This is a genomic window from Cypionkella aquatica (assembly GCF_030161095.1).
Taxonomy (GTDB): Bacteria; Pseudomonadota; Alphaproteobacteria; order Rhodobacterales; family Rhodobacteraceae; genus Cypionkella; species Cypionkella aquatica.
Map to the genome: position 1 here is coordinate 65,155 of NZ_BSPP01000013.1, position 23,152 is coordinate 88,306.

General features: G+C 58.6%; 19 protein-coding genes. 3 read left to right on the top strand and 16 right to left on the bottom strand.

Going from position 1 to position 23,152, the window contains the following annotated elements:
- The first annotated feature begins 88 nt into the window (after nt 1-88).
- Nucleotides 89-658 (top strand): TetR/AcrR family transcriptional regulator, encoded by a 570-nt coding sequence (locus QQJ98_RS17670; protein ID WP_284326667.1) that lies wholly within the window; start codon nt 89-91, stop codon nt 656-658.
- Nucleotides 659-744: 86 nt separating this feature from the next.
- Here QQJ98_RS17670 and QQJ98_RS17675 read toward each other — a convergent pair whose 3' ends face one another.
- The gene (locus QQJ98_RS17675; RefSeq protein WP_284326668.1) at nt 745-1,641 is read right to left on the bottom strand and encodes a DMT family transporter; all 897 of its coding nucleotides are present in this window, start codon (nt 1,639-1,641) and stop codon (nt 745-747) included.
- A 342-nt stretch (nt 1,642-1,983) separates the two neighbouring features.
- Here QQJ98_RS17675 and QQJ98_RS17680 point away from each other — a divergent pair, with 342 nt between their 5' ends.
- Nucleotides 1,984-2,376, top strand: coding sequence for a hypothetical protein (locus QQJ98_RS17680; protein WP_284326669.1), 393 nt, complete (start codon nt 1,984-1,986; stop codon nt 2,374-2,376).
- 254 nt (nt 2,377-2,630) lie between these two features.
- On the opposite strand, the gene QQJ98_RS17685 is transcribed toward QQJ98_RS17680, so the two are convergent.
- The 14 genes from QQJ98_RS17685 to torT form a co-directional block, all read right to left on the bottom strand.
- Nucleotides 2,631-2,798 (bottom strand): hypothetical protein, encoded by a 168-nt coding sequence (locus QQJ98_RS17685; protein ID WP_284326670.1) that lies wholly within the window; start codon nt 2,796-2,798, stop codon nt 2,631-2,633.
- Nucleotides 2,799-2,856: 58 nt separating this feature from the next.
- The gene (locus QQJ98_RS17690) at nt 2,857-3,228 is read right to left on the bottom strand and encodes a hypothetical protein (RefSeq protein ID WP_284326671.1); all 372 of its coding nucleotides are present in this window, start codon (nt 3,226-3,228) and stop codon (nt 2,857-2,859) included.
- A gap of 235 nt (nt 3,229-3,463) precedes the next feature.
- A complete protein-coding gene (rpoC, locus tag QQJ98_RS17695) occupies nt 3,464-7,672 on the bottom strand; it encodes a DNA-directed RNA polymerase subunit beta' (protein ID WP_284326672.1) in 4,209 nt (1,402 codons plus the stop codon).
- Nucleotides 7,673-7,777: 105 nt separating this feature from the next.
- Nucleotides 7,778-11,911, bottom strand: a complete 4,134-nt coding sequence (gene rpoB, locus QQJ98_RS17700; RefSeq protein WP_284326673.1) for a DNA-directed RNA polymerase subunit beta — start codon at nt 11,909-11,911, stop codon at nt 7,778-7,780.
- Between the two features lie 257 nt (nt 11,912-12,168).
- Nucleotides 12,169-12,543 (bottom strand): 50S ribosomal protein L7/L12, encoded by a 375-nt coding sequence (rplL, locus tag QQJ98_RS17705; RefSeq protein WP_284326674.1) that lies wholly within the window; start codon nt 12,541-12,543, stop codon nt 12,169-12,171.
- Between the two features lie 66 nt (nt 12,544-12,609).
- Nucleotides 12,610-13,125 carry a 50S ribosomal protein L10 gene (gene rplJ, locus QQJ98_RS17710; RefSeq protein WP_284326675.1) on the bottom strand — a complete coding sequence of 172 codons (516 nt, stop codon included), beginning with the start codon at nt 13,123-13,125 and terminating at the stop codon, nt 12,610-12,612.
- Nucleotides 13,126-13,407: 282 nt separating this feature from the next.
- Nucleotides 13,408-14,529, bottom strand: a complete 1,122-nt coding sequence (locus QQJ98_RS17715; protein ID WP_284326676.1) for a glycosyltransferase family 61 protein — start codon at nt 14,527-14,529, stop codon at nt 13,408-13,410.
- A gap of 196 nt (nt 14,530-14,725) precedes the next feature.
- Entirely contained in the window at nt 14,726-15,424 is a 699-nt protein-coding gene (rplA, locus tag QQJ98_RS17720; protein WP_284326677.1) for a 50S ribosomal protein L1, read from the bottom strand.
- Nucleotides 15,425-15,427: 3 nt separating this feature from the next.
- On the bottom strand, nt 15,428-15,880 hold the full coding sequence (gene rplK / locus QQJ98_RS17725) for a 50S ribosomal protein L11 (RefSeq protein WP_284326678.1): 453 nt from the start codon (nt 15,878-15,880) through the stop codon (nt 15,428-15,430).
- A 102-nt stretch (nt 15,881-15,982) separates the two neighbouring features.
- The gene (gene nusG / locus QQJ98_RS17730; protein ID WP_284326679.1) at nt 15,983-16,516 is read right to left on the bottom strand and encodes a transcription termination/antitermination protein NusG; all 534 of its coding nucleotides are present in this window, start codon (nt 16,514-16,516) and stop codon (nt 15,983-15,985) included.
- Between the two features lie 233 nt (nt 16,517-16,749).
- Nucleotides 16,750-16,944 carry a preprotein translocase subunit SecE gene (gene secE / locus QQJ98_RS17735; protein WP_054008073.1) on the bottom strand — a complete coding sequence of 65 codons (195 nt, stop codon included), beginning with the start codon at nt 16,942-16,944 and terminating at the stop codon, nt 16,750-16,752.
- Nucleotides 16,945-17,083: 139 nt separating this feature from the next.
- On the bottom strand, nt 17,084-17,590 hold the full coding sequence (msrA, locus tag QQJ98_RS17740; protein WP_284326680.1) for a peptide-methionine (S)-S-oxide reductase MsrA: 507 nt from the start codon (nt 17,588-17,590) through the stop codon (nt 17,084-17,086).
- Nucleotides 17,587-18,036, bottom strand: coding sequence for a peptide-methionine (R)-S-oxide reductase MsrB (msrB, locus tag QQJ98_RS17745; RefSeq protein ID WP_284326681.1), 450 nt, complete (start codon nt 18,034-18,036; stop codon nt 17,587-17,589). The genes msrA and msrB overlap by 4 nt, the downstream gene beginning before the upstream one ends.
- A 408-nt stretch (nt 18,037-18,444) precedes the next feature.
- On the bottom strand, nt 18,445-19,503 hold the full coding sequence (gene torT / locus QQJ98_RS17750) for a TMAO reductase system periplasmic protein TorT (RefSeq protein WP_284326682.1): 1,059 nt from the start codon (nt 19,501-19,503) through the stop codon (nt 18,445-18,447).
- A gap of 56 nt (nt 19,504-19,559) precedes the next feature.
- Between torT and QQJ98_RS17755 the strand changes: the two genes are divergently transcribed.
- Nucleotides 19,560-22,451: an ATP-binding protein gene (locus QQJ98_RS17755; RefSeq protein WP_284326683.1), complete on the top strand. Its 2,892-nt coding sequence runs from the start codon at nt 19,560-19,562 to the stop codon at nt 22,449-22,451.
- Here QQJ98_RS17755 and QQJ98_RS17760 read toward each other — a convergent pair.
- A complete protein-coding gene (locus tag QQJ98_RS17760; protein ID WP_284326684.1) occupies nt 22,424-23,128 on the bottom strand; it encodes a response regulator in 705 nt (234 codons plus the stop codon). The genes QQJ98_RS17755 and QQJ98_RS17760 overlap by 28 nt on opposite strands.
- Nucleotides 23,129-23,152: the final 24 nt, after the last annotated feature.

The window sequence follows — 23,152 nt, forward strand, 5'->3', positions numbered from 1 at the left end:
TACCTAACGCTGGCCCGCATTTTCTTTGGGCCAGCCCCTTCAAGACAGGCATGCGATGACCTCTGCGACGGCCCCCAGATACACCCGAATGACCTCGGAACAGCGTTCGGCCAGTCTGGTGCAGGCGGGGCTGGCCTGCCTTGCGCGCGGCGGGATTCTGGAATTTACCATCGACAACATCTGCAACGAGGCGGGCGTCTCGCGCGGCCTGATCACCCATCATTTCAAATCGAAAGACGGTCTGCTGGTCGCGGTCTATCGCGCCATGTATGAGCGTCTGCATGCCGGATTAGAGGCCCCCAATCCAAAGAAATCGCGGCTGCTTTCGATCATCGACGCGATGTTCGCGCCCGAGTTTTTCAGCCGGGAAGAGTTGAACATCTGGCTCGCCCTATGGTCAGAAATCGTCAACAACCCCGCCCTGAAACGCGAACACCGCCGCCAATACACCCGCTATCGCCGCGATCTGGAAACCGCGCTGGCCGAGGTTGCCACCGCGCGCGGGTTGACGGTTGATGTAAAATCTCTGGCTCAAATGCTGATCGCTTTGGTGGATGGCTTGGGGCTAGAGCGGTGCATCGAGCCAAAACTGCTGTCACCCAAAGCCGCCAAACAGATTTGCATCTCGACCTTGGAACTGGCGCTTGGGCCGCTTTAGCGATTTGTGGCCAGTTGCCAGCTGGCGACAAAGCAGTGTTGGTCTTGCCAGGACGGTGCTGCGCGCGCCCTGCCCCGCATGAAACCTCAGACCGCGCCCGCAGCGGTGCGCGCAAGTATCCGCAATTTACGCTCGCGCAGCAGGGTGTAGATGCCGGTGGCGACCACGATGGCCGCGCCGATCAGGGCGTAGCCGTCGGGGAATGTGGCGAAGAACACCCAACCAAGAATGATCGCCCAGAGCAACGAGGTGTAGCGGAATGGTGCCACAAAGCCGATGTCGCCCACCCGCATCGCGCTGACCGAACAGATGTACCCCACGATCACCATACTGCCCGCACCAAGGATTTGCAGAATGTGCAGCGGTGTCACCGCCTGCCAGCCCTCTAGCGCCGAGCCTGCAAAGCCCATCACCATCACTGCAAAACCGGCACCGAGGGCGACAACTTGCGAGGGGACTGCGCTGCTCAAGCGGCGCACCGACAGATCGCGCACCACCACCGTCGCAACCGATCCAAGGCCCAGCACCGACCAGATGTCAAAGCCTTCCATCCCCGGTCGGATGATGAGCATGACGCCCAGAAAGCCCACGAAGATCGCCAGCATCCGCCGCCAGCCGATCCGGTCCTTGTAATACAGTGCCGCCGCGAGCGTGACAGCGAGCGGGGTGACCTGCATCACCGCCGACAGGGTCGCAAGCGGCATGTGTTTCAAGGCGGTCAGAAACAGGATCGTGGCCGCCACATCGGCGAGGGAGCGCAACGCGATCAGGATGCGGTCGTGGCGGTTTGGCGGCAGGCGCAGACCGCCGCTTGCGCGGGCGAGGATCAGCAGACCCAGCACGGCAACCGTGCCGCGTAGGGCGATGGTTTGGTAGAGCGGGAGTGCGTGGGTCAGGGATTTCATGATCGCGTCATTCACCGTGAAGGCAAACATCGACAGGTTCATATAAAGCGCGCCGCGCAGGTTGTCTGAAATGGCCATGTGTTCCCCCGCTCGGATGGGTATCAGGTGGCGTTGGCGGGGGGAAGGGGGGAGGGATTTTCGGGCGGTCCCAACTCGGGACCTTTTTTATGTGTTTAGATTCAAGGGGATGGGGTGGCGGATTTAAGGGTTTATTAAGCTTTGGGCCCTCTCTTGGGTGGCAAAGGGGCTGACTCATCTTGGTGGCAGAAAATGCCATTGGGCAGCGGATTGCAGCGCAGTAGGTTTGAGCCCAAAGCGGACTCCGTGTATGCCTTCATAATGAACGCCGTTCGAGACGTCCCTTCGCCGCTCTTGTCCGACAAAAACCTCTAGAGATCGTACATTGAGGGAATTGCGAAAATGGTTCCGAAAACACTTGCTTTGCTTGCCGAGCGATATCGCGAGCCGCCGACTGCGCGCATAACCGAGGCAGAGCTTTCGGCTAGCCTTGAGCGCAATTTGGATGCAACTGCACTTCACGACCTGGCGCTGGCGATAGCGCGTGCGTATCAGGATAATGTCGTGAGTTACGAAGCAGCCGATGACATTATGAACGATCTGTGGTCTATGTTTTTGGATAGGATGCCGGAAATTTGGGCTCCATTTTACGATATCTATTGTGCGTTCGATGCGGGAGAATGGCACCGACGAGCAGATGCAACCGATGACCCAGTTGCCGAATTTACAGATCCGATGATAGCAGAAATTTTGTTGCGCCATCCCTGCGACAATACGCTGGATCGGCTTAAGTGAGTCTGCTCCGTCCCGCATATTTGACCAGTGCCAGTGCCACGGGTCATCTTATCGCATCACATCGGGGCAGTTTGGCGACCGCGTCCGGGTGATCGCTCACCAAACAGCTTTCGCTGTTGGCAGGGCGCAAGGCTGACTCCCCCGCGCCCTGCCCTTTTTACAGCGTTAGCGATGTGATGAAATCGCCGCCAAGGATGGCGAAGGCGATCAGGGCGGCGATAGTCAGTTTCAGTTTGTTGCTTTTCATATCAACCTCAAAGCAGTTTGGGCAGCAGGGTGCCAAGCGCGCAAAGCCCAGCGATGCCAAGGATCATGATGATCCAATTGAGCAGGATGGTTTTTCCGCTTTGCTGTGGAACATCGGCGGCGGGGTTCGGAACCGCTTCCGGGACCGAAGCGGCTTGTTGGGTGGAATGATCCATAATTTTCCTTGCGTTACATGCGTTTACCGCATGCAGGCAAAGCGCGCATACGGCTGATCTAGCTGGATGGTGCAGACGTGCTGGCGGGCGGCGCGCGCGCCTGCCAGCCGATCAGGACCTGTGTGCTGTGTTGCGGCAAGGGTTGCTGCGCCCGCAACAGGCGGAAGACCGAGGGCCGCTGCGGCAGAGGCGGTGCGGCATTGTCCATCAGGATCAGGCTGCGGGCGCGGGTTTCAGGCGGGGTGGGCTTGATAATGCTGGTTTTCAGCGGCGCGAGCAGCACCGCCGGGGCTTGCGCGCTGATCGCAGAGCCTGCAGCAGTGTTCAGGCTGGTTTGCTGGTACGGCAGCAACGCCAGCATCAGCGGCAGCGCAAAGCACAGGCCAAGCCGGGTCAACAGAGAAAATATCTGGCGCGCGTGTGGAAGCATTGGCCTTGCAGTGAGGTGCGTGAAGCGGGTTGTCTGCAAGAGTGTCTCAGGTTTGCGCGGCGGGGTCCAGTCGGCAGGCCCAGCGACGGCGGGAATGAGTTTGCCAGCGGCATCCGGCTTGATGATTGCCGCAAAGCGGATGCGGCAAAGCCTCGGGCGCAACGGGTGGCACTGCCCAAAAATGCAAAAGGCCCCCTGATTTCTCAGAGGGCCTTTCGCGTTTCAGATCAAGCGGTTATTCGCCGCGCGATTCGTCGGCAACCGGCATCGGAGCCGCCAAGGCAGCGGCGACTTCGGCTTCGGAACGGCGGGCTTCGATCACAACAGTATCGCGGTCGGTTGCGATGTTTTTCACCACACGGGTTGCCCCGCCGGTGCCTGCCGGGATCAGACGGCCAACGATGACGTTCTCTTTCAGGCCGACCAGTTTGTCGCGCTTGCCCTGCACCGAAGCCTCGGTGAGAACCCGCGTGGTTTCCTGGAACGACGCCGCCGAGATGAAGCTGCGGGTTTGCAGCGACGCCTTGGTGATCCCCAGAAGGATCGGTTCAGCGGTAGCCAGACGCATCCCATGCGACGCAGCTTTGTCGTTAGCCTCGTCAAGCTCGTGCTTGTCGACGTTTTCGCCTTTGAGCAGCGTGGTCTCGCCCGAGTCGAGGATCTCAAACTTCTGCAGCATCTGGCGAACGATCACCTCGATGTGCTTGTCGTTGATCTTCACACCCTGCAGACGATACACGTCCTGCACTTCGTCGATCATGTAGTTCGCCAGCGCTTCGACACCCAAGATACGCAGGATGTCATGCGGCGCGGGGTTGCCGTCCATGATGTAGTCGCCCTTCTGGACGAAGTCGCCTTCCTGCACCGGAATGTGTTTCCCTTTCGGGATCATGTATTCCTGCGCTTGCAAGGTTTCGTCCACCGGCTCGACCGTGATGCGGCGCTTGTTCTTGTAGTCTTTGCCAAAGCGCACATAGCCATCGGCTTCGGCGATGATCGCGTGGTCTTTCGGACGACGGGCTTCGAACAATTCGGCCACGCGGGGAAGGCCCCCGGTGATGTCCTTGGTCTTGGCACCTTCGCGCGGAATACGCGCCACAACGTCACCCGGCACCAGTTCCTGGCCATCTTCGACCGAGAGAACCGCATCCACCGACATCGGATAGCTGATCGGATGGCCGCCGTCGTTGCGCACTGGCTCGCCCGTTGCCGGGTCCATCACGATGACTTCGGGCTTCAGATCGCCCCCTTTCGGAGCCGAGCGCCAATCAGACACGATCTTCTGTGTCATGCCTGTCGCATCATCGGTATCTTCGCGCACCGAGATGCCCGCGATAAGATCCTTGAACCGGGCAACCCCCGCCTTTTCGGCGATGATCGGCAAGGTGTAGGGGTCCCATTCGAACAGCTTGGCGCCGCGCTTGATCGCGGTGCCGTCTTTGGCGTGCAGTTTTGCGCCATAGGTCAGCTTGTGCACGGCGCGGTCTTGGCCCGCTTCGTCCACAATCGCGATCGACATATTCCGGCCAATGACAATCTGCTCACCGTTCACATTGGTCAGCAGGTTGGCGTTGCGGAACTCGATCTTGCCCTCTTGGCTGGCTTCCAGGAACGACTGTTGGCCACCCTGTGCAATACCGCCGATGTGGAACGTCCGCATCGTCAGCTGGGTGCCGGGTTCGCCAATCGACTGTGCGGCGATGATGCCGACAGCTTCGCCTTGGTTGACCAAGGTACCACGGGCCAAGTCACGGCCATAGCACATCGCGCAAACGCCTTCTTCAGCGTCGCAAGTCAGCGGGCTGCGGATGCGGGCCGAAGCCACGCCAGCATTGTGGATCGCATCGGCACGACGCTCGTCGATCAACTCGCCACGCGCCACCAGCACTTCGCCCGTCAACGGCACGACGATATCATCGGCAGCCACACGGCCCAGCACGCGCTCGGCCAAGCTTTGCACGACTTCGCCATCGTTCACAGCCACGTCAGCGGTGATGCCGCGGTCGGTGCCGCAATCATGCGAGCGCACGATGCAGTCTTGCGCCACGTCCACCAGACGGCGGGTCAGATAGCCCGAGTTCGCGGTCTTCAACGCGGTATCCGCGAGGCCTTTACGGGCGCCGTGGGTCGAGTTGAAGTATTCGAGAACCGTCAGACCTTCTTTGAAGTTCGAGATGATCGGCGTTTCGATGATCTCGCCGTTCGGCTTGGCCATCAGACCGCGCATACCGCCCAGCTGTTTCATCTGTGCGGGCGAACCCCGAGCCCCCGAGTGCGACATCATATAGACCGAGTTCGGCTCTTTTTCAGCGCCCGCATCGGTGTAATGTACGGCGGAAATCGAGGCCATCATGTCGGCAGCCACTTTGTCGGAACACTTCGACCAAGCATCGACCACTTTGTTATACTTCTCGCCCTGAGTGATCAGGCCGTCCATATACTGCTGCTCGAACTCTTTGACCTGATCGCGGACTTCGTTGACGATCGGCCATTTGGTGTCCGGGATCAGCATGTCGTCTTTACCAAACGAGATGCCAGCCTTGAACGCCTCACGGAAGCCGAGGCCCATGATCTGGTCGCAGAAGATCACCGATTCTTTCTGGCCGCAGTAGCGGTAGACAGTATCAATGACGGTCTGCACGTCTTTTTTCCGCAGCAGACGGTTGACGAGGTCAAACGGTGCCTTGGCGTTCAGCGGCAGAAGGTTGCCCAGACGCAGACGGCCGGGGGTGGTTTCAAACCGCTTCCAGACGATGTTGCCATGTTCGTCAACCTGACGCAGACGGCCCTGGATTTGGGCGTGCAGATGCACCGAACCCGCAGCCAAAGCGTGTTCGACTTCGTCGATGTCAGTGAAGATCATGCCTTCGCCAACCATGCCCTTACGCTGCATGGTGGTGTAATAGAGGCCAAGCACCATATCCTGCGACGGAACAATGATCGGTGCGCCGTTTGCAGGCGACAGAACGTTGTTGGTCGACATCATCAACACACGGGCTTCCAGCTGGGCTTCCAGCGAAAGCGGGACGTGCACAGCCATTTGGTCGCCGTCGAAGTCAGCGTTGAAAGCCGAGCAGACCAGCGGGTGAAGCTGAATAGCCTTACCTTCGATCAGGATCGGTTCAAACGCCTGGATGCCCAGACGGTGCAGCGTCGGCGCGCGGTTCAGCAGAACCGGGTGTTCGCGGATCACTTCATCCAAGATATCCCAAACTTCAGGACGCTCTTTTTCGACCAGCTTTTTCGCCTGTTTCACGGTGCTGGAAAGCCCTTTGGCCTCCAGACGCGAATAGATGAACGGCTTGAACAGCTCCAAAGCCATCTTCTTCGGCAGACCGCACTGGTGCAGCTTCAACTCTGGGCCGGTCACGATAACCGAACGACCCGAGAAGTCGACGCGCTTGCCGAGCAAGTTCTGACGGAAGCGGCCCTGTTTGCCTTTCAGCATGTCGGACAGCGACTTCAGCGGGCGCTTGTTGGTGCCGGTGATGACACGGCCACGACGGCCGTTGTCGAACAAAGCATCGACAGCTTCTTGCAGCATGCGCTTTTCGTTGCGCACGATGATATCGGGCGCACGCAACTCGATCAGGCGCTTCAGACGGTTGTTACGGTTGATGACGCGACGATACAGGTCGTTCAAATCCGAGGTCGCAAAGCGGCCACCATCCAAGGGAACCAGCGGGCGCAGTTCCGGCGGGATCACCGGAAGCACGGTCAAGACCATCCATTCCGGGCGGTTGCCGGATTCAAGGAACGACTCCACGATCTTCAGACGCTTGATGATCTTCTTCGGCTTCAACTCGCCCGTGGCCTCTTTCAGGTCAGCGCGGAGTTGTTCAGCCGTGGTTTCCAGATCAATCGCGGCCAGCATTTCGCGGATCGCTTCAGCGCCGATGTTGGCGGTGAAAGCGTCAGCGCCATACTGGTCTTGCGCGTCGAGATATTCTTCTTCGGTCAGCTGTTGCTGATAGGTCAGGTCGGTCAGACCCGGCTCGATCACCACATAGTTTTCAAAGTAGAGAACGCGCTCCAGATCCCGCAGCGTCATGTCCAGCATCAGGCCGATGCGGCTTGGCAGCGATTTCAGGAACCAGATATGCGCAACTGGGCTGGCCAGTTCGATATGGCCCATGCGCTCACGGCGGACCTTTTGCAGCGTGACTTCAACGCCGCATTTTTCGCAGACAACGCCGCGATATTTCATGCGCTTGTATTTGCCGCAAAGACATTCGTAATCCTTGATCGGGCCAAAGATACGCGCGCAGAACAGGCCGTCACGCTCGGGCTTGAACGTGCGGTAGTTGATGGTTTCGGGCTTTTTGATCTCGCCGAAAGACCACGACAGAATACGTTCCGGCGAGGCCAAGCTGATCTTGATCTCATCAAACGTCTTGACGGGCGCAACCGGGTTGAACGGGTTGGTCGAGAGTTCCTGGTTCATTTCAATCCTATGAATTGGGGGCGGCGGGGGAAAGCGGGGTGCGTGCAAGCACACACCCTACGGGTCGTGGTAGGGTGCGTGATTTCACGCACCCTCCGAAAACCCTCACTCTTCCTCCGCATCCAGGAGTTCCATGTTGAGGCCCAAACCGCGGACCTCTTTGACGAGAACGTTGAACGATTCTGGCACGCCAGCCTCGAAGTTGTCTTCGCCCTTGACGATCGACTCGTAGACCTTGGTGCGGCCTGCAACGTCATCCGATTTCACCGTCAGCATTTCCTGCAAGGTGTAAGCGGCGCCGTAAGCCTCCAGTGCCCAGACCTCCATCTCGCCGAGACGCTGGCCACCGAACTGGGCTTTACCGCCCAACGGCTGCTGCGTGACAAGGCTGTATGGCCCGGTCGAGCGTGCGTGCAGCTTGTCATCCACCAAGTGGTGAAGTTTCAGCATGTACTTGACGCCCACGGTGACTTTCCGCGCGAATTGCTCGCCCGAACGGCCATCGAACACCACCGACTGACCCGACGTATCGAACCCAGCGCGGGTCAGCGCATCGTTCACGTCAGACTCTTTCGCACCGTCGAACACCGGCGATGCAATCGGAACACCTTTGGTCACATTGCCCGCCAGTTCGAGGAAATCGGCCTCGGTCCGGTCGGCAAATTCAGACGCATAGGTCTCGTCGCCATAAGCATAGCGCACAGCCTCGCGCACCGGGGTCATGTCACCCGAGCGGCGATACTCTTTCAGAGCGTCGTCGATGCGGATGCCAAGGCCACGCGCGGCCCAGCCCATATGCGTCTCAAGGATTTGGCCCACGTTCATCCGCGACGGCACGCCGAGCGGGTTCAGAACGAGGTCAACAGCGGTGCCATCTGCCAGGAACGGCATGTCTTCCACGGGAACAACCTTGGAAACCACGCCTTTGTTGCCGTGACGACCAGCCATCTTGTCGCCCGGTTGCAGCTTGCGCTTCACCGCCACGAACACTTTGACCATTTTCATCACGCCCGGAGGCAGATCGTCGCCGCGACGGACCTTTTCAACCTTGTCGTCGAAACGGTTGTCGAGGGCACGTTTCTGCGCCTCAAACTGGTCGTGCAGGGCTTCGACATCCTTCGCGTCAGCCTCGCCTTCCAGCGCCAACTGCCACCACTGACCTTTGGACAAGGTGCCCAGCAGTTCCGCGTCGATGGTCGAGCCAGCCTTGATGCCTTTCGGCCCTTTCACGGCGACTTTGCCGGTGATCAGGGTTTTCAGGCGCGAGTAGATGTTACGCTCAAGAATGGTCAATTCGTCGTCGCGGTCGCGTGCCAGACGTTCGACTTCTTCACGCTCGATCTGCAGCGCACGTTCGTCTTTGTCGACACCGTGACGGTTGAACACACGCACTTCCACGATCGTGCCGAAAGCACCCGGCGGCAGGCGCAGCGAGGTATCGCGGACGTCCGACGCTTTTTCACCAAAGATGGCGCGCAGCAGTTTTTCTTCTGGCGTCATCGGCGATTCACCTTTGGGGGTGATTTTGCCGACCAGAATGTCACCCGGCAGCACGTCAGCGCCGATATAAACGATGCCCGCTTCGTCAAGGTTGCGCAGGGCTTCCTCGCCGACGTTGGGGATATCGCGGGTGATTTCCTCTGGCCCCAGCTTCGTATCGCGCGCCGCGACTTCGTATTCTTCGATATGGATCGAGGTGAACACGTCGTCTTTCAGAATACGCTCCGAAATCAGGATACTGTCTTCATAGTTGTAGCCATTCCACGGCATGAAGGCCACGACGACGTTCCGGCCCAAGGCCAGTTCGCCCAAGTCGGTGCAGGGGCCGTCGGCGATGACTTCGGTGCGCAGAACCGTGTCGCCCACCTTCACCAGCGGGCGCTGGTTGATGCAGGACGATTGGTTCGAGCGTTTGAACTTGCGCAGACGGTAGATGTCCACGCCCGGCTCGCCCGGTTCCAGCATTTCGGTGGCGCGCACAACGATACGCGTTGCGTCCACCTGATCAATCACGCCAGCGCGGCGGGCCATGATGGCAGCGCCAGAGTCGCGTGCAACCACGGCTTCAATCCCGGTGCCCACGAACGGAGCATCGGCTTGCAACAGCGGAACCGCCTGACGTTGCATGTTCGAGCCCATCAAGGCGCGGTTAGCGTCGTCGTTTTCAAGGAACGGGATCAAGGATGCCGCGACCGAAACAAGCTGCTTCGGCGACACGTCGATCAGGTCGATGGCTTCCGGCGGGTTCAGCATGAAGTCACCGGCTTTACGCGACGAAATCAGATCGTCGGTGAAGCGGCCTTCAGCGTCTTGCGCAGCGTTTGCCTGCGCAACCGTGTGGCGCATTTCTTCAGTGGCCGACATATAGACGACTTCGTCAGTCACCTTGTTGTCGATCACTTTGCGGTAGGGCGTCTCGATGAAGCCATATTTGTTCACGCGCGCGAAAGTGGCCAGCGAGTTGATCAGACCGATGTTCTGACCTTCTGGTGTCTCAATCGGACACATCCGGCCGTAGTGGGTCGGGTGAACGTCGCGCACTTCAAAGCCTGCACGCTCACGCGTCAAACCGCCTGGCCCCAGTGCCGAAAGACGGCGCTTGTGGGTGACTTCCGACAGCGGGTTGGTTTGGTCCATGAACTGCGACAGCTGGCTGGAGCCGAAGAATTCACGCACCGCAGCCGCTGCGGGTTTGGCGTTGATCAGGTCTTGCGGCATGATCGTGTCGATTTCGACGGAAGACATACGCTCTTTGATCGCGCGCTCCATGCGCAGCAGACCAACGCGGTATTGGTTCTCCATCAATTCGCCAACCGAACGCACCCGGCGGTTGCCGAGGTGGTCAATGTCGTCGATCTCGCCCTTGCCATCACGCAGTTCGGTCAAGGCTTTGATACAAGCGACGATATCGGCGCGGTCGAGCGTGCGCTGAGTATCCGGGCGGCCCAGATCCAGACGCATGTTCATTTTCACCCGGCCAACAGCCGAAAGATCATAACGCTCGCTATCAAAGAACAGCGTGTCGAAGAGTTGGCTTGCGGCCTCAACGGTCGGCGGCTCGCCGGGGCGCATGACGCGATAGATGTCCATAAGCGCGGTGTCCCGGCCCATGTTCTTGTCCATCGCCATGGTGTTGCGCATGTAGGGGCCGACGTTGACGTTGTCGATATCCAGCACCGGAATCTCGGTGATGCCTTGATCGAGCAACAACTTCAGCGAACCGCCCTTAGGCTCGCCGTCGCGGTCGTATTCCATCGTCAACTCGTCGCCAGCTTCGACCCAGATCTCGCCGGTTTCTTCGTTGATGATGTCTTTCGACACATAACGGCCAATGATGTGATCATAAGGCACCAGCAGGTCGGTGACCTTGCCAGCCTTGACCAGATCATTCGCCATACGCGGCGTCATTTTCTCGCCCGCTTTGCAGATCACTTCACCAGTGGCCGCATCGACGATGTCATAGGTCGGACGGGTGCCACGGATACGGTCCGGGAAGAACTTGGTGACCCAGCCTTTGTTCTTCTGATGCGTGAACATCACGGTCTGGTAATAGGCATCCATGATGCCTTCTTGATCCATACCCAAAGCATAAAGCAGCGTCGTCACCGGCAGTTTCCGCCGACGGTCGATGCGGGCGTAGACGTTGTCTTTGGCGTCGAATTCAAAATCCAGCCACGACCCGCGATACGGAATGATCCGGCAAGCGAACAGCAATTTGCCCGAAGAATGGGTCTTGCCCTTGTCATGATCGAAGAACACGCCAGGGCTACGGTGCATCTGCGACACGATCACGCGCTCGGTGCCGTTCACCACGAACGTGCCGTTATGCGTCATCAGGGGCATGTCGCCCATGTATACGTCTTGCTCTTTGATGTCCTTGACCGACCGCGCCCCGGTGGTTTCATCGACATCAAACACGATCAGGCGCATGGTGACTTTCAGCGGTGCTGCATAAGTCATGTCGCGCGACTGACATTCATCCACGTCATATTTCGGCTTTTCGAGATCGTATTTCACGAACTCCAGCACAGCCGTCTCATTGAAATCCTTGATCGGGAATACCGATTGGAACGTGCCCTGGATGCCTTCGCCGTCCAGCGGCTTGTCACTGTCGCCAGAGCGCAGGAACAAATCATAGGAAGATTTCTGAACCTCAATCAGGTTCGGCATTTCCAGAACTTCACGAATTTTGCCGAAATAACGGCGGATCCGTTTCTGGCCAACGTAAGCTTGCGCCATGTGCGTCGTAACCTTTCATCTTTATCGCCGGCAGGCTTTCCGTCGGGCCACGGAAGGCTGCCGATTGGCGAGAGGGGGTATAAGGTTCTATTCATGCCACCCGTCCCTTAGGGTGGCTCCCGAACCTTAACCGCACCTGAGAACATGCTTTCGCAAAAGCAGGTTCCAAGAGGCGGGTCTTAAGACGCCATAAGCTGGGCCGGGGATAAACCCCGACCCAGCCATATAATCAGAACCGAGGCGAACCCCGGCGCAAATTACTTCAGTTCAACTTTGGCGCCAGCGGCTTCCAGAGCTTTCTTGATGGTTTCAGCGTCAGCTTTGCCAACAGCTTCTTTGACTTTGCCGCCAGCCTCAACGAGGTCTTTGGCTTCTTTCAGGCCCAGACCGGTGATGGTGCGGACTTCTTTGATGACGTTGATTTTGTTCGGACCAGCTTCGGTCAGAACAACGTCAAACTCGGTTTGCTCTTCAGCCGGAGCAGCAGCAGCTGCAGCCGGGCCAGCAACCATAACTGCGCCACCAGCTGCCGGCTCGATGCCGTAGGTGTCTTTCAGGATGGTTTTCAGTTCTTGTGCTTGCAGCAGGGTCAGGCCAACGATTTGTTCGGCCAATTTGTTCAGATCAGACATTTCATGTTCCGTTCAGTTAAGATGGTTCCAACGAGGTGAGGGTTCAACCCCACACGAGTCCGAAGATTAAGCAGCTGCTTTTTCTTCGATGGTCGACAGGATGCTCGCGATGTTCGAAGCAGGCGCACCAATGGCCCCGGCGATGGCAGAAGCAGGCGCACCGATGATCGACACGATCTGAGCAATAAGCTCTTCACGCGACGGCATGGAAGCGACGGCTTTGATACCAGCCTGGTCCAGAACCGTGTCACCCATAGCACCGCCAATGATGACGAACTTGTCGTTCGTCTTGGCATATGCTTCGCAGATCTTGGCCGCAGCCACGGGATCTTCCGAATAGGACAACATGGTCATGCCCGTCAGCAAGGAACCCATCTTTTCAGACGGCTTCCCACCAAGGGCGATCTTGGCGAGCGTGTTCTTGGCAACGCGTACGGACCCACCAACTTCGCGCATTTTTGCGCGCAGGTCCTGCATCTGTGCAACCGTCATACCCGCGTAGTGGGCGACCACTACAACGCCAGAGCTTGCGAAGATTTGGCCGAGTTCATCGACCACTTTCTCTTTCTGGGCTCTATCCACAGTTTCACTCCAAGGTTGGGGGTTTCCCCCCGGCTCAATTATGCCTGCCTTGCGACAGGCGTCGGGTCCGTGATGATGGTCCCGAGTCCATGATCGCGCGGGGGAAACCCTACGGAAATCTGTCTCGTTCACTCATCTCAGGAGGGAAATTAAGCAGGGAAGCCCTGCACCCACCGTCTCGGACGAATGCAAAGCCCCCCGACGAATCGGAGGGCGATACAATGTCTGGCTATAGTGGCTATCGCCGGGGTTTCCAAGCCCTGCCGTGCAGGAAACCAAAGATCAGGCGGTTTCAGCAGCGGTTGTGGGACGCTGCCAGATCACATTCAGGCCACAGCCCAATTTTGTCTCATGCACTGCAAGCTGTTTGCTGCGCTGGGTGCCCCCCAACGCGCCCCAACTTTGGTCCGATCCGATAAATCCAGCCGTGCGCAGCTGCCGCCACAGCTGCGGGAAATCAAGCTCGGCAAAGGTGGACCAAGTGCTGTTGCCGATAACAGAGCGTTGCATGATCTGCGCGATGGCGTCGATCACCACCGGGGCACGGCCGGTAAAGGCGGTCAGTTGCGGCAGCATGTCGATCTCGCCCGCCAAACGTCGCAACACGATGCCGATTTTGGTCTGTTCGCCCGCGACAAAGCCAACCAGATGCAAGGCCGAGCTGTCGGGGCCAAGGATGTGATCCGCCCCCAGATAGGTGGCGATCTGATCTTCAAAGCTGTGCTGTTCGGGCGAGAATGCCTGATAGCCCTCGGCCTTCAACAGCCGACGCAGGTGGGTTTCGGCAAAAATGCCGCCGCGCCGCAAGCCATAACCTTCGCGCGTCAGATAGATTTTCTTCGCCCCCTGCCGCGGGGTGATGCGGCGCAGTTTGCTTTGCATGAACTGCCGATATGCCGGAGTTCCTGCCGCCAATGCCCCCATGCCGCAGCCTTGGCGCGGAACGTAAAGCTGTTCAACCTCGGTCGGCTCGTCGATGAAAATCAGCGGCACGTCGATGTCGAGAAGCTCAAGGATACGTTTATACAGCGGGCCAACCTGATCAAACGCCTTGGCGCGCAAAAAGATGATGCCTTCGATCTTGCCGCGCAGGGCATCTGCCGCCCACAGCCGTGCAGTGCTTTCAAACAGAAAGTGGCCGAAATGGTGCCAGAAAAACCCGCCATAAAGATAGCTGCCCGCAAGATGCTTGACCGGGCCTTGGTTGCGGCGATCCACGAAATGCGCCGGTTCAAAATCGCCTAAGCGAAAGGTTCCGGCATCGACCACCGGTGCGCCCAGCCTGTCCACAACAGTCGTCGGCGTGACGGTTTTCTTGACCCGCCATTCCGGCACCACCAGCGCCCGATCCACCAGCGTGATCGGCTCTGATATGGTGCTGATATACTCAACAACATCCTTCATAATTCACCTGCAACCGCGACTTTTTTTATTTTTTGCTCGTCAGCGATGCTACCGCAGGTTTCACAAGGCGATCAGCGTAAAGTTGCCTAAAATACAAAAAACGGCCCGAGCTGGGCCGTTTTCTGAAAATTTGTTGCAAAAATACGAGTATTCCTCGGATTTCTGCAAGCACCCCCAGCCAAAGCTGTGGTTGTGCTTACTTGGCCGCAGCCGAAGCCAGATCCAACGCCACGCCCGGACCCATGGTCGAAGCCAGCGAGACTTTCTTCAGATAGGTGCCTTTTGCGCCAGTCGGACGTGCGCGCGACACAGCGTCGACGAAAGCGCGGACGTTCTCGGCCAGTTTCTCATCCGAGAAGCTGACTTTGCCGATACCAGCGTGGATCACGCCAGCTTTTTCGACTTTGAACTGCACTTCGCCGCCCTTGGCTGCTTCAACGGCCGTTTTCACGTCCATCGTCACAGTGCCCACTTTGGGGTTCGGCATCAAGTTGCGCGGGCCGAGGATTTTGCCCAGACGGCCCACCAGCGGCATCATGTCCGGCGTTGCGATGCAACGGTCGAACTCGATTTTGCCTTGCTGGATGGTTTCCATCAGATCTTCTGCGCCAACGATGTCAGCACCAGCGGCTTTGGCTTCATCAGCCTTGGCACCACGCGCGAACACAGCAACGCGCACGGTTTTGCCAGTGCCGTTCGGCAAAGCAACCACGCCGCGGACCATCTGGTCAGCGTGACGCGGATCAACGCCGAGGTTCATCGCAATTTCCAGCGTCTCGTCGAATTTCGCCGAAGCTGCCGATTTGATCAGCGCCACTGCGTCTTCCACGGTGATCAGGTTCTTGCCGTCGAAAGCTTTCTGCGCAACGGCAGAGCGTTTACCAATCTTGGCCATGACTTACCCTTTCACTTCGATGCCGCAGGATTTCGCCGAACCCATGATCACCTGCATAGCGGCCTCAACCGAGTTCGCATTCAGGTCTTTCATCTTGGTTTCAGCGATCTTGCGGATCTGTGCCAAAGACACCGAACCAGCCACTGCGTGACCCGGCTTGACCGAGCCTTTGGCGCGGTTACGCTTGCCAACGGGCGGCAGGCCAGCGGCCTTTTTCAGCAGGAACGACGCCGGAGCGGTCTTCAGCTCCAGGCTGAACGACTTGTCCTGATAATAGGTGATCACGACCGGAGTGGGCGTGCCCAGTTCCAGATCGGCGGTCTTCGCGTTGAATTCTTTCACGAAAGCCATGATGTTCAAGCCGCGCTGACCCAGCGCCGGACCGACCGGCGGGGACGGGTTGGCTTGGCCCGCTTTCACTTGCAGCTTCAAGCTGCCGATAATCTTCTTGGCCATGTGGCCTCTCCTTTATCACTGCACCGACCCGGAATTGAGCGATGCGGTTTAGTGGTTCGGGTTGTCACTGAGATCACCCAGCGCTTCCCTCCCACGACGCACTTAGATTTCTTTGGAAACCTGAGTGAATTCCAATTCGACGGGGGTGGCGCGACCGAAGATCGACACCGACACCTTCAGGCGGCTGTGCGCCTCATCCACGTCTTCAACCATCCCGTCAAAGCCCTCAAACGGGCCGTCGGTGACTTTGACCTTTTCGCCGGTTTCAAAGCGGATCAGGTTGCGCGGCGCTTCCAGACCTTCTTCGACGCGGTTCAGGATCTGATTGACCTCTGCATCGCGCATCGGCATCGGTTTGCCCTGCGGCCCCAGAAACCCGGTGACGCGGTTGATCGAGCTGATCAAATGATAGCCTTGGCTGGACATTTCCATCCGCACAAGAACGTAGCCCGGCATAAAGCGACGCTCTGACGTCACTTTCTTGCCGCGGCGCACTTCCATCACTTCTTCAGTCGGCACCAATACTTCTTCGATTTCGTCACCAAGATTGGCTTCGAGAACGGCCGTTCTGATCTGCTCGGCAACTTTCTTCTCGAAGTTCGAGAGAACGCTTACCGAATACCAACGCTTGGCCATGCCACTTCCACCTTGTCTGCCCGGCCGCCATTGCGCCCGAATGTTCTGTATTTACAGGCGGTTATCCCGCCTTGCCCGTCTTGAGCCCTGAACAAAAAACAGCGCGCAACACGAATCGCTGCGCGCCTTTGTCCTTTGGATTGGGGCGGGATACCGCCCCAGACCGTCAATTTCAAGGAAATTCGCCCCGGATTGCCCAGATTTGGGGCGCGGGGCGTTTCAGAAAACCGTGATCAGAAGCCGGTGACGATCATCGTCAGACCAAGGCGGATCACATAATCCACCAAGCTGAAGAAGGTCGCGGTCAAGGCTGCCATGATGAACACCATTACGGTGGTCAGCATCACTTCGCGGCGCGACGGCCAAGCGACCTTTGCCACCTCGGCGCGGACCTGCTGCATGAACTGGACGGGATTGATCGTTGCCATTTTCGGATTCCGCGCTTTCTAAGAGGTTCCCGGCGAAATACGCGTATCGCGCCGGGATTTCAAGCGGCAAGCCCGCCCCAAGGGCCGATCGGGCTGCGCCTGTTACTTTGCGGCCCCGGTTACTCGGCGTTATTCGGCGTTATTCGGCCGCGCGACGTGGCAAGCGCCAGTTCGGCCGGATGAAATGGCAGGTATAGCCCGTCGGCAAGCGTTCCAGATAATCCTGATGTTCTGGTTCGGCCAGCCAAAACGGCCCTGCGGCTTCGACTTCGGTCACCACCTTACCCGGCCACAGGCCGCTGGCATCGACATCGGCAATCGTATCCAAAGCCACAGCCTTTTGCGCCTCAGAGGTAAAATAGATCGCCGAGCGGTAGGACGGCCCCATGTCATTGCCCTGCCGATTGGCAGTCGAGGGATCGTGGATCTGAAAGAAGAACTCCAGCAGCTCGCGGTAGGTGATCACGCTGGGGTCAAAATCAATCGCAATCGCCTCGGCATGGCTGCCGTGGTTGCGGTAAGTGGCATTGGCGACATCGCCGCCCGTGTAGCCCACGCGGGTGGTGATCACGCCGGGGCGTTTGCGGATCAGGTCCTGCATGCCCCAAAAGCAGCCGCCTGCCAGAATTGCGGTGACCTGTGTCATTTCACATCCTCCACTTGATTGATGTAATCGCCATAGCCCTCGGCCTGCATACGGTCACGCGGCACAAAGCGCAGGCTGGCCGAGTTGATGCAATAGCGCAAGCCACCCCGGTCGCGCGGGCCATCCGGGAACACATGGCCCAGATGGCTGTCGCCGTGGGTCGAGCGCACCTCGACCCGCAGCATGCCTAGGCTGCTGTCGCGCAGTTCTGCGACATGCGCAGGTTCGATCGGTTTGGTGAAACTGGGCCAACCGCAATGGCTGTCGAATTTGTCGCTCGATGCAAACAAAGGCTCGCCCGAGACAATATCGACGTAAATGCCTGCTGCGTGGTTATCAAGATATTCCCCGGTGCCCGGACGCTCGGTGCCATTCTTCTGCGTCACCCGAAACTGCTCGGGCGTCAGTGCTGCGATCCGGTCGGCGGATTTGGTGTAAGAGGTCATGGCGCGCTCCGTTATGATCCGACGTGGAATATGGGGCGGTTCATGGCAGGTTTCCAGAACCATCGCAGGCTTGTGTTGCGCTGTAACATCCCGTTTCAAAGGGTTCGGGGCTGTCTGTCTTGAGGCTTAGACGAAATCGAACAGGAAATAATCTGAGTGATACAAGCACACAACAAGGCTTGGTTTCGCGGAACAATGGCCCCGGGCGCCTCGCAGGCTTGCTGCGCGATCTTGGCTGGCGTCGGAGATTGCCCTCGGACTGCGCAGATCTTTCATCGCCCAGATGGCCGATGCAGAAGGTTGCTTGCAGATGCGCCCTCGTGACGGCGGCGGCGCGTCACCCAATCTCTGCTTCTTTGCACGACAGAGCGGTTCTGACCCATCAAGCAGACCCATGATCCGGCGATTTCAGTTTGATACCTTGAACACCGGCACGAATGACGCCGGTGCAAGGGATTCCGCCGAGCCCACCGCGTCGATGTTTTCGGGCGTCAGCGTCACGATGCGTGGCCCCGCATGGCGGATCGTCAACTTGCCCTCGATGGCCCTCACGGCAAGCTCCACAGCCAAGCGGCCTTGCAGCACCGCGAAATCTGTCGGGGCTGCCAGAATACGCCCGCGCTTGATGCCGCGATAGACGCCGTGGCTGACGTAGGTTGAGACAATCTCGATCCTGCCTGTCAGGTTGCGGGCCCGCAAAATCGAAACGGCGGCCTCGGCCATCGGGCCACTGCCGACCAGATAATCGACCTCGGGCACTTGGTCGAGCACGTCTTCAACCAAAAGCACCTGCTGATCGACGCCGGTATCGCCGTAACGCGTGGCGACGATCTGCGCCGAACTTTCAGCCAGCGCTTCCAGAAAGCCCTGCTCTACGAAATGCACCCAACCCGCACCTTTGGGGCCGGGAAACCAAGCCAGCTTGACCGCAGGGCTACCTCGGGGATGACGTCGGGCAATGGCGCGTCCCGACGCCGCGCCCATTTCACGCCAAGACACGCTGGATTTCGCGGATATGCCGGCATCGTCCATGTCATTCACCGCCGCGATGACGGGCATCAGCTTTGCAATCTCCAGCACAGCCGAGGACGCACCGTTATAGGAAACCGGCCCAAGGATCAGCGCGTCCATATGGCGCTTGCCGCAGGCTTTGACCTGCTCGATCTGCCGGTCGAGATTTGGATACCCCCCGGCCTCGTACAGATCAAAGGAAACGCCAAGCCGCTTGGCCTCTTCCACCATGCCGTAATTGACACTCAGCCAATAGGCATCTTTCAGATGGGGATAAAGCACACAAAGCCGCCACGGTTTTGCGGCGCGTTCCAGCGGCTGATACAGCAGCGGCTGAGTCAGGCTGTCATCGTCGAACGGCACGCTTGGCACTTCCAGTTGCCAAGCTTCCGCATGCGCGGGCTGGACGGCCATGGCAGCGATGCTCGCGAAAAGAATATGTCGCAAAAATCTCATGCCTTTGGACCCATCCCCTGTAATCTGGTGCCAGATCCCGGGTAAGGTTACGGAAGATGCTCCACAAGTCCAGCCCATCGCGCGTCAGTTTGGGGCGTATGCTGTTGATGGCCTTCTTGGTCATCGCAGGCTTGCCGACGCTGACCGGAGTGCTGGGTTGGATCGAGTTGCAGAAGGTTGCGCGCAACCAGACCAATGTCATCAAGCAAACCATTCCCGCCATTTCCGAAATGCGCGGCTTTACCGAAGAAATCAGCCGGATTGTTGTGGTCGCACCCGAACTTGCCGCCGTCACCACAGAGGCCGCGCGGCGGGAACGTGCAGGCTATTTGTTTGGCCAGGCCGATGCGCTGAAACAAAGGGTTGCGCGCTATGAAAGCACCGGCGACGTCATCCCTGCCGGGCTGGAGCAGGCAGAGGCCGATGTCCGCAAGGGTATTGAGCGCCTTGACCGTCTGGTGCAGGACCGCATCATTGCCATCGCCGCGCAAAGCGCGCGGTTGCACGCCGGTCTGACCGCCACGACAGAGTTGCTGGAAATTGCCGACACTTTGGTGGCAAACGCCCAAATGGGCACATCTGCGGTGATCTCTAGCCTCTATGATCTGGAAGATACCGGCCCTGACTCCAACAAGCGATTGGATACACTGGATAAACTGATCGAGGTCGATCTGTTCCGCCAAGGTCAGATGTCTGAAATGCGCTCGCAAATCGGTGAGGTCGGCTTGGTGCTGAACCGAATTGCAACCGTGCAAAACCCAGCAGAGCTGATGCAGGTGCAGGCAGAGTTGCAGTCCCGCATCAACATTGTGACGCGCCGGATTCTTGCCGTGAACGATCCGATCCGGGCGCAGCGCGCCTTGGCATTGTTGCAAATGATCCGACCCAGCGCCGCACCACCGCCAGACGCTGCGGATATGTTCAGCTTGACCAAAGGCATCCTTGATCTGAACCGCCTGATCGCGGGGGCGCAAACTGGCGTGCGTGAGGCGGCTGTGCGGCTAGAGCGCGAAGCGCAGACGCTTGCCGATCAGATCAGCGGGCGGGCGGTTCTGGCAGGGTCAGAGGCGAGCGCCGCGATCCGAAGCACCCAGCAGCTTTATGTCTGGGGCTCGCTTGCCGCACTGGTGATTTCTCTGGCGGTCGTCTGGGTCTATGTGCGTGGCAATATCACCCGTCGACTGGACGCCTTATCTGCCACGATGACGCGGCTTGCCCATGGCGAAGAAGTCGGGCGCGTCACTCCAGAGGGCACGGATGAGATCGCGGAAATGGAAGCCGCCGTCGAAGTCTTTCGCCTGCAGGGCATCGAAAACCACGCGCTAGAGGCCGAGCGCGATCAGAATCTCGCCGAATTGCGCCGTCACCGTCTTGAGTTGCAACTGTTGGTGGCCGAGCAGACCAAGCAGTTGCGCGGCGAGGTCAGCGCCCATGCCGAAGCCCGCAAGCAGGCCGAGGCCGCCGACCGCGCCAAGTCGGAATTTCTTGCGATGATGAGCCACGAAATCCGCACGCCGATGAATGGTGTGTTGGGGATGTTGCGCAATCTTGGGCGTGACGGCTTGTCAGTGCGCCAACAGGCCCATTTGCGGGCAGCGCATGCCTCGGGTGAAGGCTTGATGGTGATTTTGAACGATATTCTGGATTACTCCAAAATCGAAGCCGGGGCCGCAAGCTTGGCTGAAGTGACCTTCGCCCCGGCCACTTTGCTGCAAGATATTGTCGGCTTGATGCGTCCAAGCGCGCAAGAGAAAGGCCTCGTGCTGCGACTGGACCTGCCCGCCGCTTTGCCGATGGCGGTGGTGGGTGACATGGGCAAGTTGCGGCAGATATTGTTCAATCTGGTGTCCAACGCCGTGAAGTTTACCCAGCAGGGTGAAATCTGCGTCAGCGTGGCATCTCAGGCCAAAGCGGGTGGCGCAATCTTGACATTTGCCGTTGCGGATACCGGAAAAGGTATTGCCGAAGCCGCGCAAGATCGGATTTTTGGCGTGTTCGAGCAAGAGGACGCCCAGACCGCGCGCCGTTATGGCGGCACAGGTTTGGGGCTTGCGATTTGTCGGCGGTTTGCCGATGCGATGGGGGCATCCCTGACGGTGCAAAGCGCGCCCGCTGCAGGCTCGATCTTTACGTTAGTGGCAGGATTTCAACTCGGTAAAGTTGCTGATCTGCCCGTTGATAGCGTGGAGATGCCGCTTCGGACGCATGGCCAAAAACTGCACGCTTTGGTGGTAGAAGATAACGACATCAATCAGATGGTGATTCAGACATATCTGGAAGATATGGGTCATCAGGTGCATGTTGTTGCAAGCGCTGAAGCCGCGTTGCAGGTGCTGGCTGGCACAAGATTCGACGTGATCCTGATGGATGTAAACCTGCCCGGGCTTTCTGGCACGGAGGCCACGCGGATCATCCGATCAAATGCCGATCCGCGCATTGCAAGCCTGCCGATCATCGGGGTTTCGGCGCATGTGCAAACCGCAGATCGGCTGGAAAATCTGCAGGCTGGAATGTCTGCGATTTTGCCAAAGCCGTTGTCCTTCAACAGCCTGTCCGCGGCACTGCTTGAGGTGGTGCCGGATCGCCATGTGCTGTCCGATCTGGCGGCAGACATGGGGGCAAAGCAGGCCTGCGGGCTGGCGCGTATGTTTTTGGACACCATTTCAAAAAGTCTCAAGGACATCGCCGCAGCCGCAGCCGCGCGCGATTATGTGGATTTGGCGCGGGCAGCTCATAATCTGAAAGGGGCCGCGGGGAATTTTGATCTGCCCGTTTTGGCCGCGCATCTGGCCAAGATTGAGGTGGCGGCCAAGCTTGGCTCGTCAAGCCAGCTTGTGTCTTGCCTTGACCAACTGCCCGATTTAGCCAAGCAAAGCTGTCTGGCCATCGAAACCGCCCTTGCAGTGCTTGACCCAAAGCGTCAGCCAAGCTGCGCCGTGAACACATAGCCTTCGCCATGCGATGTGGTGAAAATACGCGGGGCCTTCGGATCATCGCCGAATTTTACCCGCAACCGCTGCACCAAGACATCTATGGTGCGGGTATTGGTGCCATCTTGCCGGTGCGTGATCGCCATGATCAACCGGTCTCGATCCATCACCGCCCCCGGATTGGTCACAAAAACCCGCAACAACTCGTATTCCGCCCGCGTCAGCACAATCGACCGACCCGCAGCGTCTGTCACCTGCCGTGAGGCCACATCAAACCGAAAGCCGTTGAACTCAAACACCCGCCGCGTCATGGCCCGCATCGCAGTGGTGCGCCGCAACAGATTTTTCACCCGCGCCAGCAACTCACGGCGATTGAACGGCTTGCAGACATAATCATCCGCGCCAAGCTCCAGCCCGACGATGCGGTCGACATCATCGGTTCGCCCCGACAACAGGATGATGCCGATTTCAGACCGCGCCCGCAACTCGCGGGTAATCTCCAGCCCGTCCTTGCCCTGCAGATTGATATCGGCAATCACAAGATCGGCCGTATTTTGCGCAAGAATTTTCTCGGCTTTCTCTGCCGTGTCACATTCCGAAATCCGATAGCCGAAAGAGCCCAGATAGCTCGCCAAAGTGCTGCGAGTCACCGGCTCATCTTCGATAATCACAATATGCGCGGGTCTGGGCGACATCGGCTCTTCCGTCTGCAGTGTTTC

Excerpts from the sequence above, each read along its gene's own strand:
- QQJ98_RS17670 (WP_284326667.1), top strand. The coding sequence starts at position 89 with ATGACCTCGGAACAGCGTTCGGCCAGTCTGGTGCAGGCGGGGCTGGCC.
- QQJ98_RS17675 (WP_284326668.1), bottom strand. The coding sequence starts at position 1,641 with ATGGCCATTTCAGACAACCTGCGCGGCGCGCTTTATATGAACCTGTCG.
- QQJ98_RS17680 (WP_284326669.1), top strand. The coding sequence starts at position 1,984 with ATGGTTCCGAAAACACTTGCTTTGCTTGCCGAGCGATATCGCGAGCCG.
- QQJ98_RS17685 (WP_284326670.1), bottom strand. The coding sequence starts at position 2,798 with ATGGATCATTCCACCCAACAAGCCGCTTCGGTCCCGGAAGCGGTTCCG.
- QQJ98_RS17690 (WP_284326671.1), bottom strand. The coding sequence starts at position 3,228 with ATGCTTCCACACGCGCGCCAGATATTTTCTCTGTTGACCCGGCTTGGC.
- rpoC (WP_284326672.1), bottom strand. The coding sequence starts at position 7,672 with ATGAACCAGGAACTCTCGACCAACCCGTTCAACCCGGTTGCGCCCGTC.
- rpoB (WP_284326673.1), bottom strand. The coding sequence starts at position 11,911 with ATGGCGCAAGCTTACGTTGGCCAGAAACGGATCCGCCGTTATTTCGGC.
- rplL (WP_284326674.1), bottom strand. The coding sequence starts at position 12,543 with ATGTCTGATCTGAACAAATTGGCCGAACAAATCGTTGGCCTGACCCTG.
- QQJ98_RS17715 (WP_284326676.1), bottom strand. The coding sequence starts at position 14,529 with ATGAAGGATGTTGTTGAGTATATCAGCACCATATCAGAGCCGATCACG.
- rplA (WP_284326677.1), bottom strand. The coding sequence starts at position 15,424 with ATGGCCAAGATTGGTAAACGCTCTGCCGTTGCGCAGAAAGCTTTCGAC.
- rplK (WP_284326678.1), bottom strand. The coding sequence starts at position 15,880 with ATGGCCAAGAAGATTATCGGCAGCTTGAAGCTGCAAGTGAAAGCGGGC.
- nusG (WP_284326679.1), bottom strand. The coding sequence starts at position 16,516 with ATGGCCAAGCGTTGGTATTCGGTAAGCGTTCTCTCGAACTTCGAGAAG.
- secE (WP_054008073.1), bottom strand. The coding sequence starts at position 16,944 with ATGGCAACGATCAATCCCGTCCAGTTCATGCAGCAGGTCCGCGCCGAG.
- msrA (WP_284326680.1), bottom strand. The coding sequence starts at position 17,590 with ATGACACAGGTCACCGCAATTCTGGCAGGCGGCTGCTTTTGGGGCATG.
- msrB (WP_284326681.1), bottom strand. The coding sequence starts at position 18,036 with ATGACCTCTTACACCAAATCCGCCGACCGGATCGCAGCACTGACGCCC.
- torT (WP_284326682.1), bottom strand. The coding sequence starts at position 19,503 with ATGAGATTTTTGCGACATATTCTTTTCGCGAGCATCGCTGCCATGGCC.
- QQJ98_RS17755 (WP_284326683.1), top strand. The coding sequence starts at position 19,560 with ATGCTCCACAAGTCCAGCCCATCGCGCGTCAGTTTGGGGCGTATGCTG.
- QQJ98_RS17760 (WP_284326684.1), bottom strand. The coding sequence starts at position 23,128 with ATGTCGCCCAGACCCGCGCATATTGTGATTATCGAAGATGAGCCGGTG.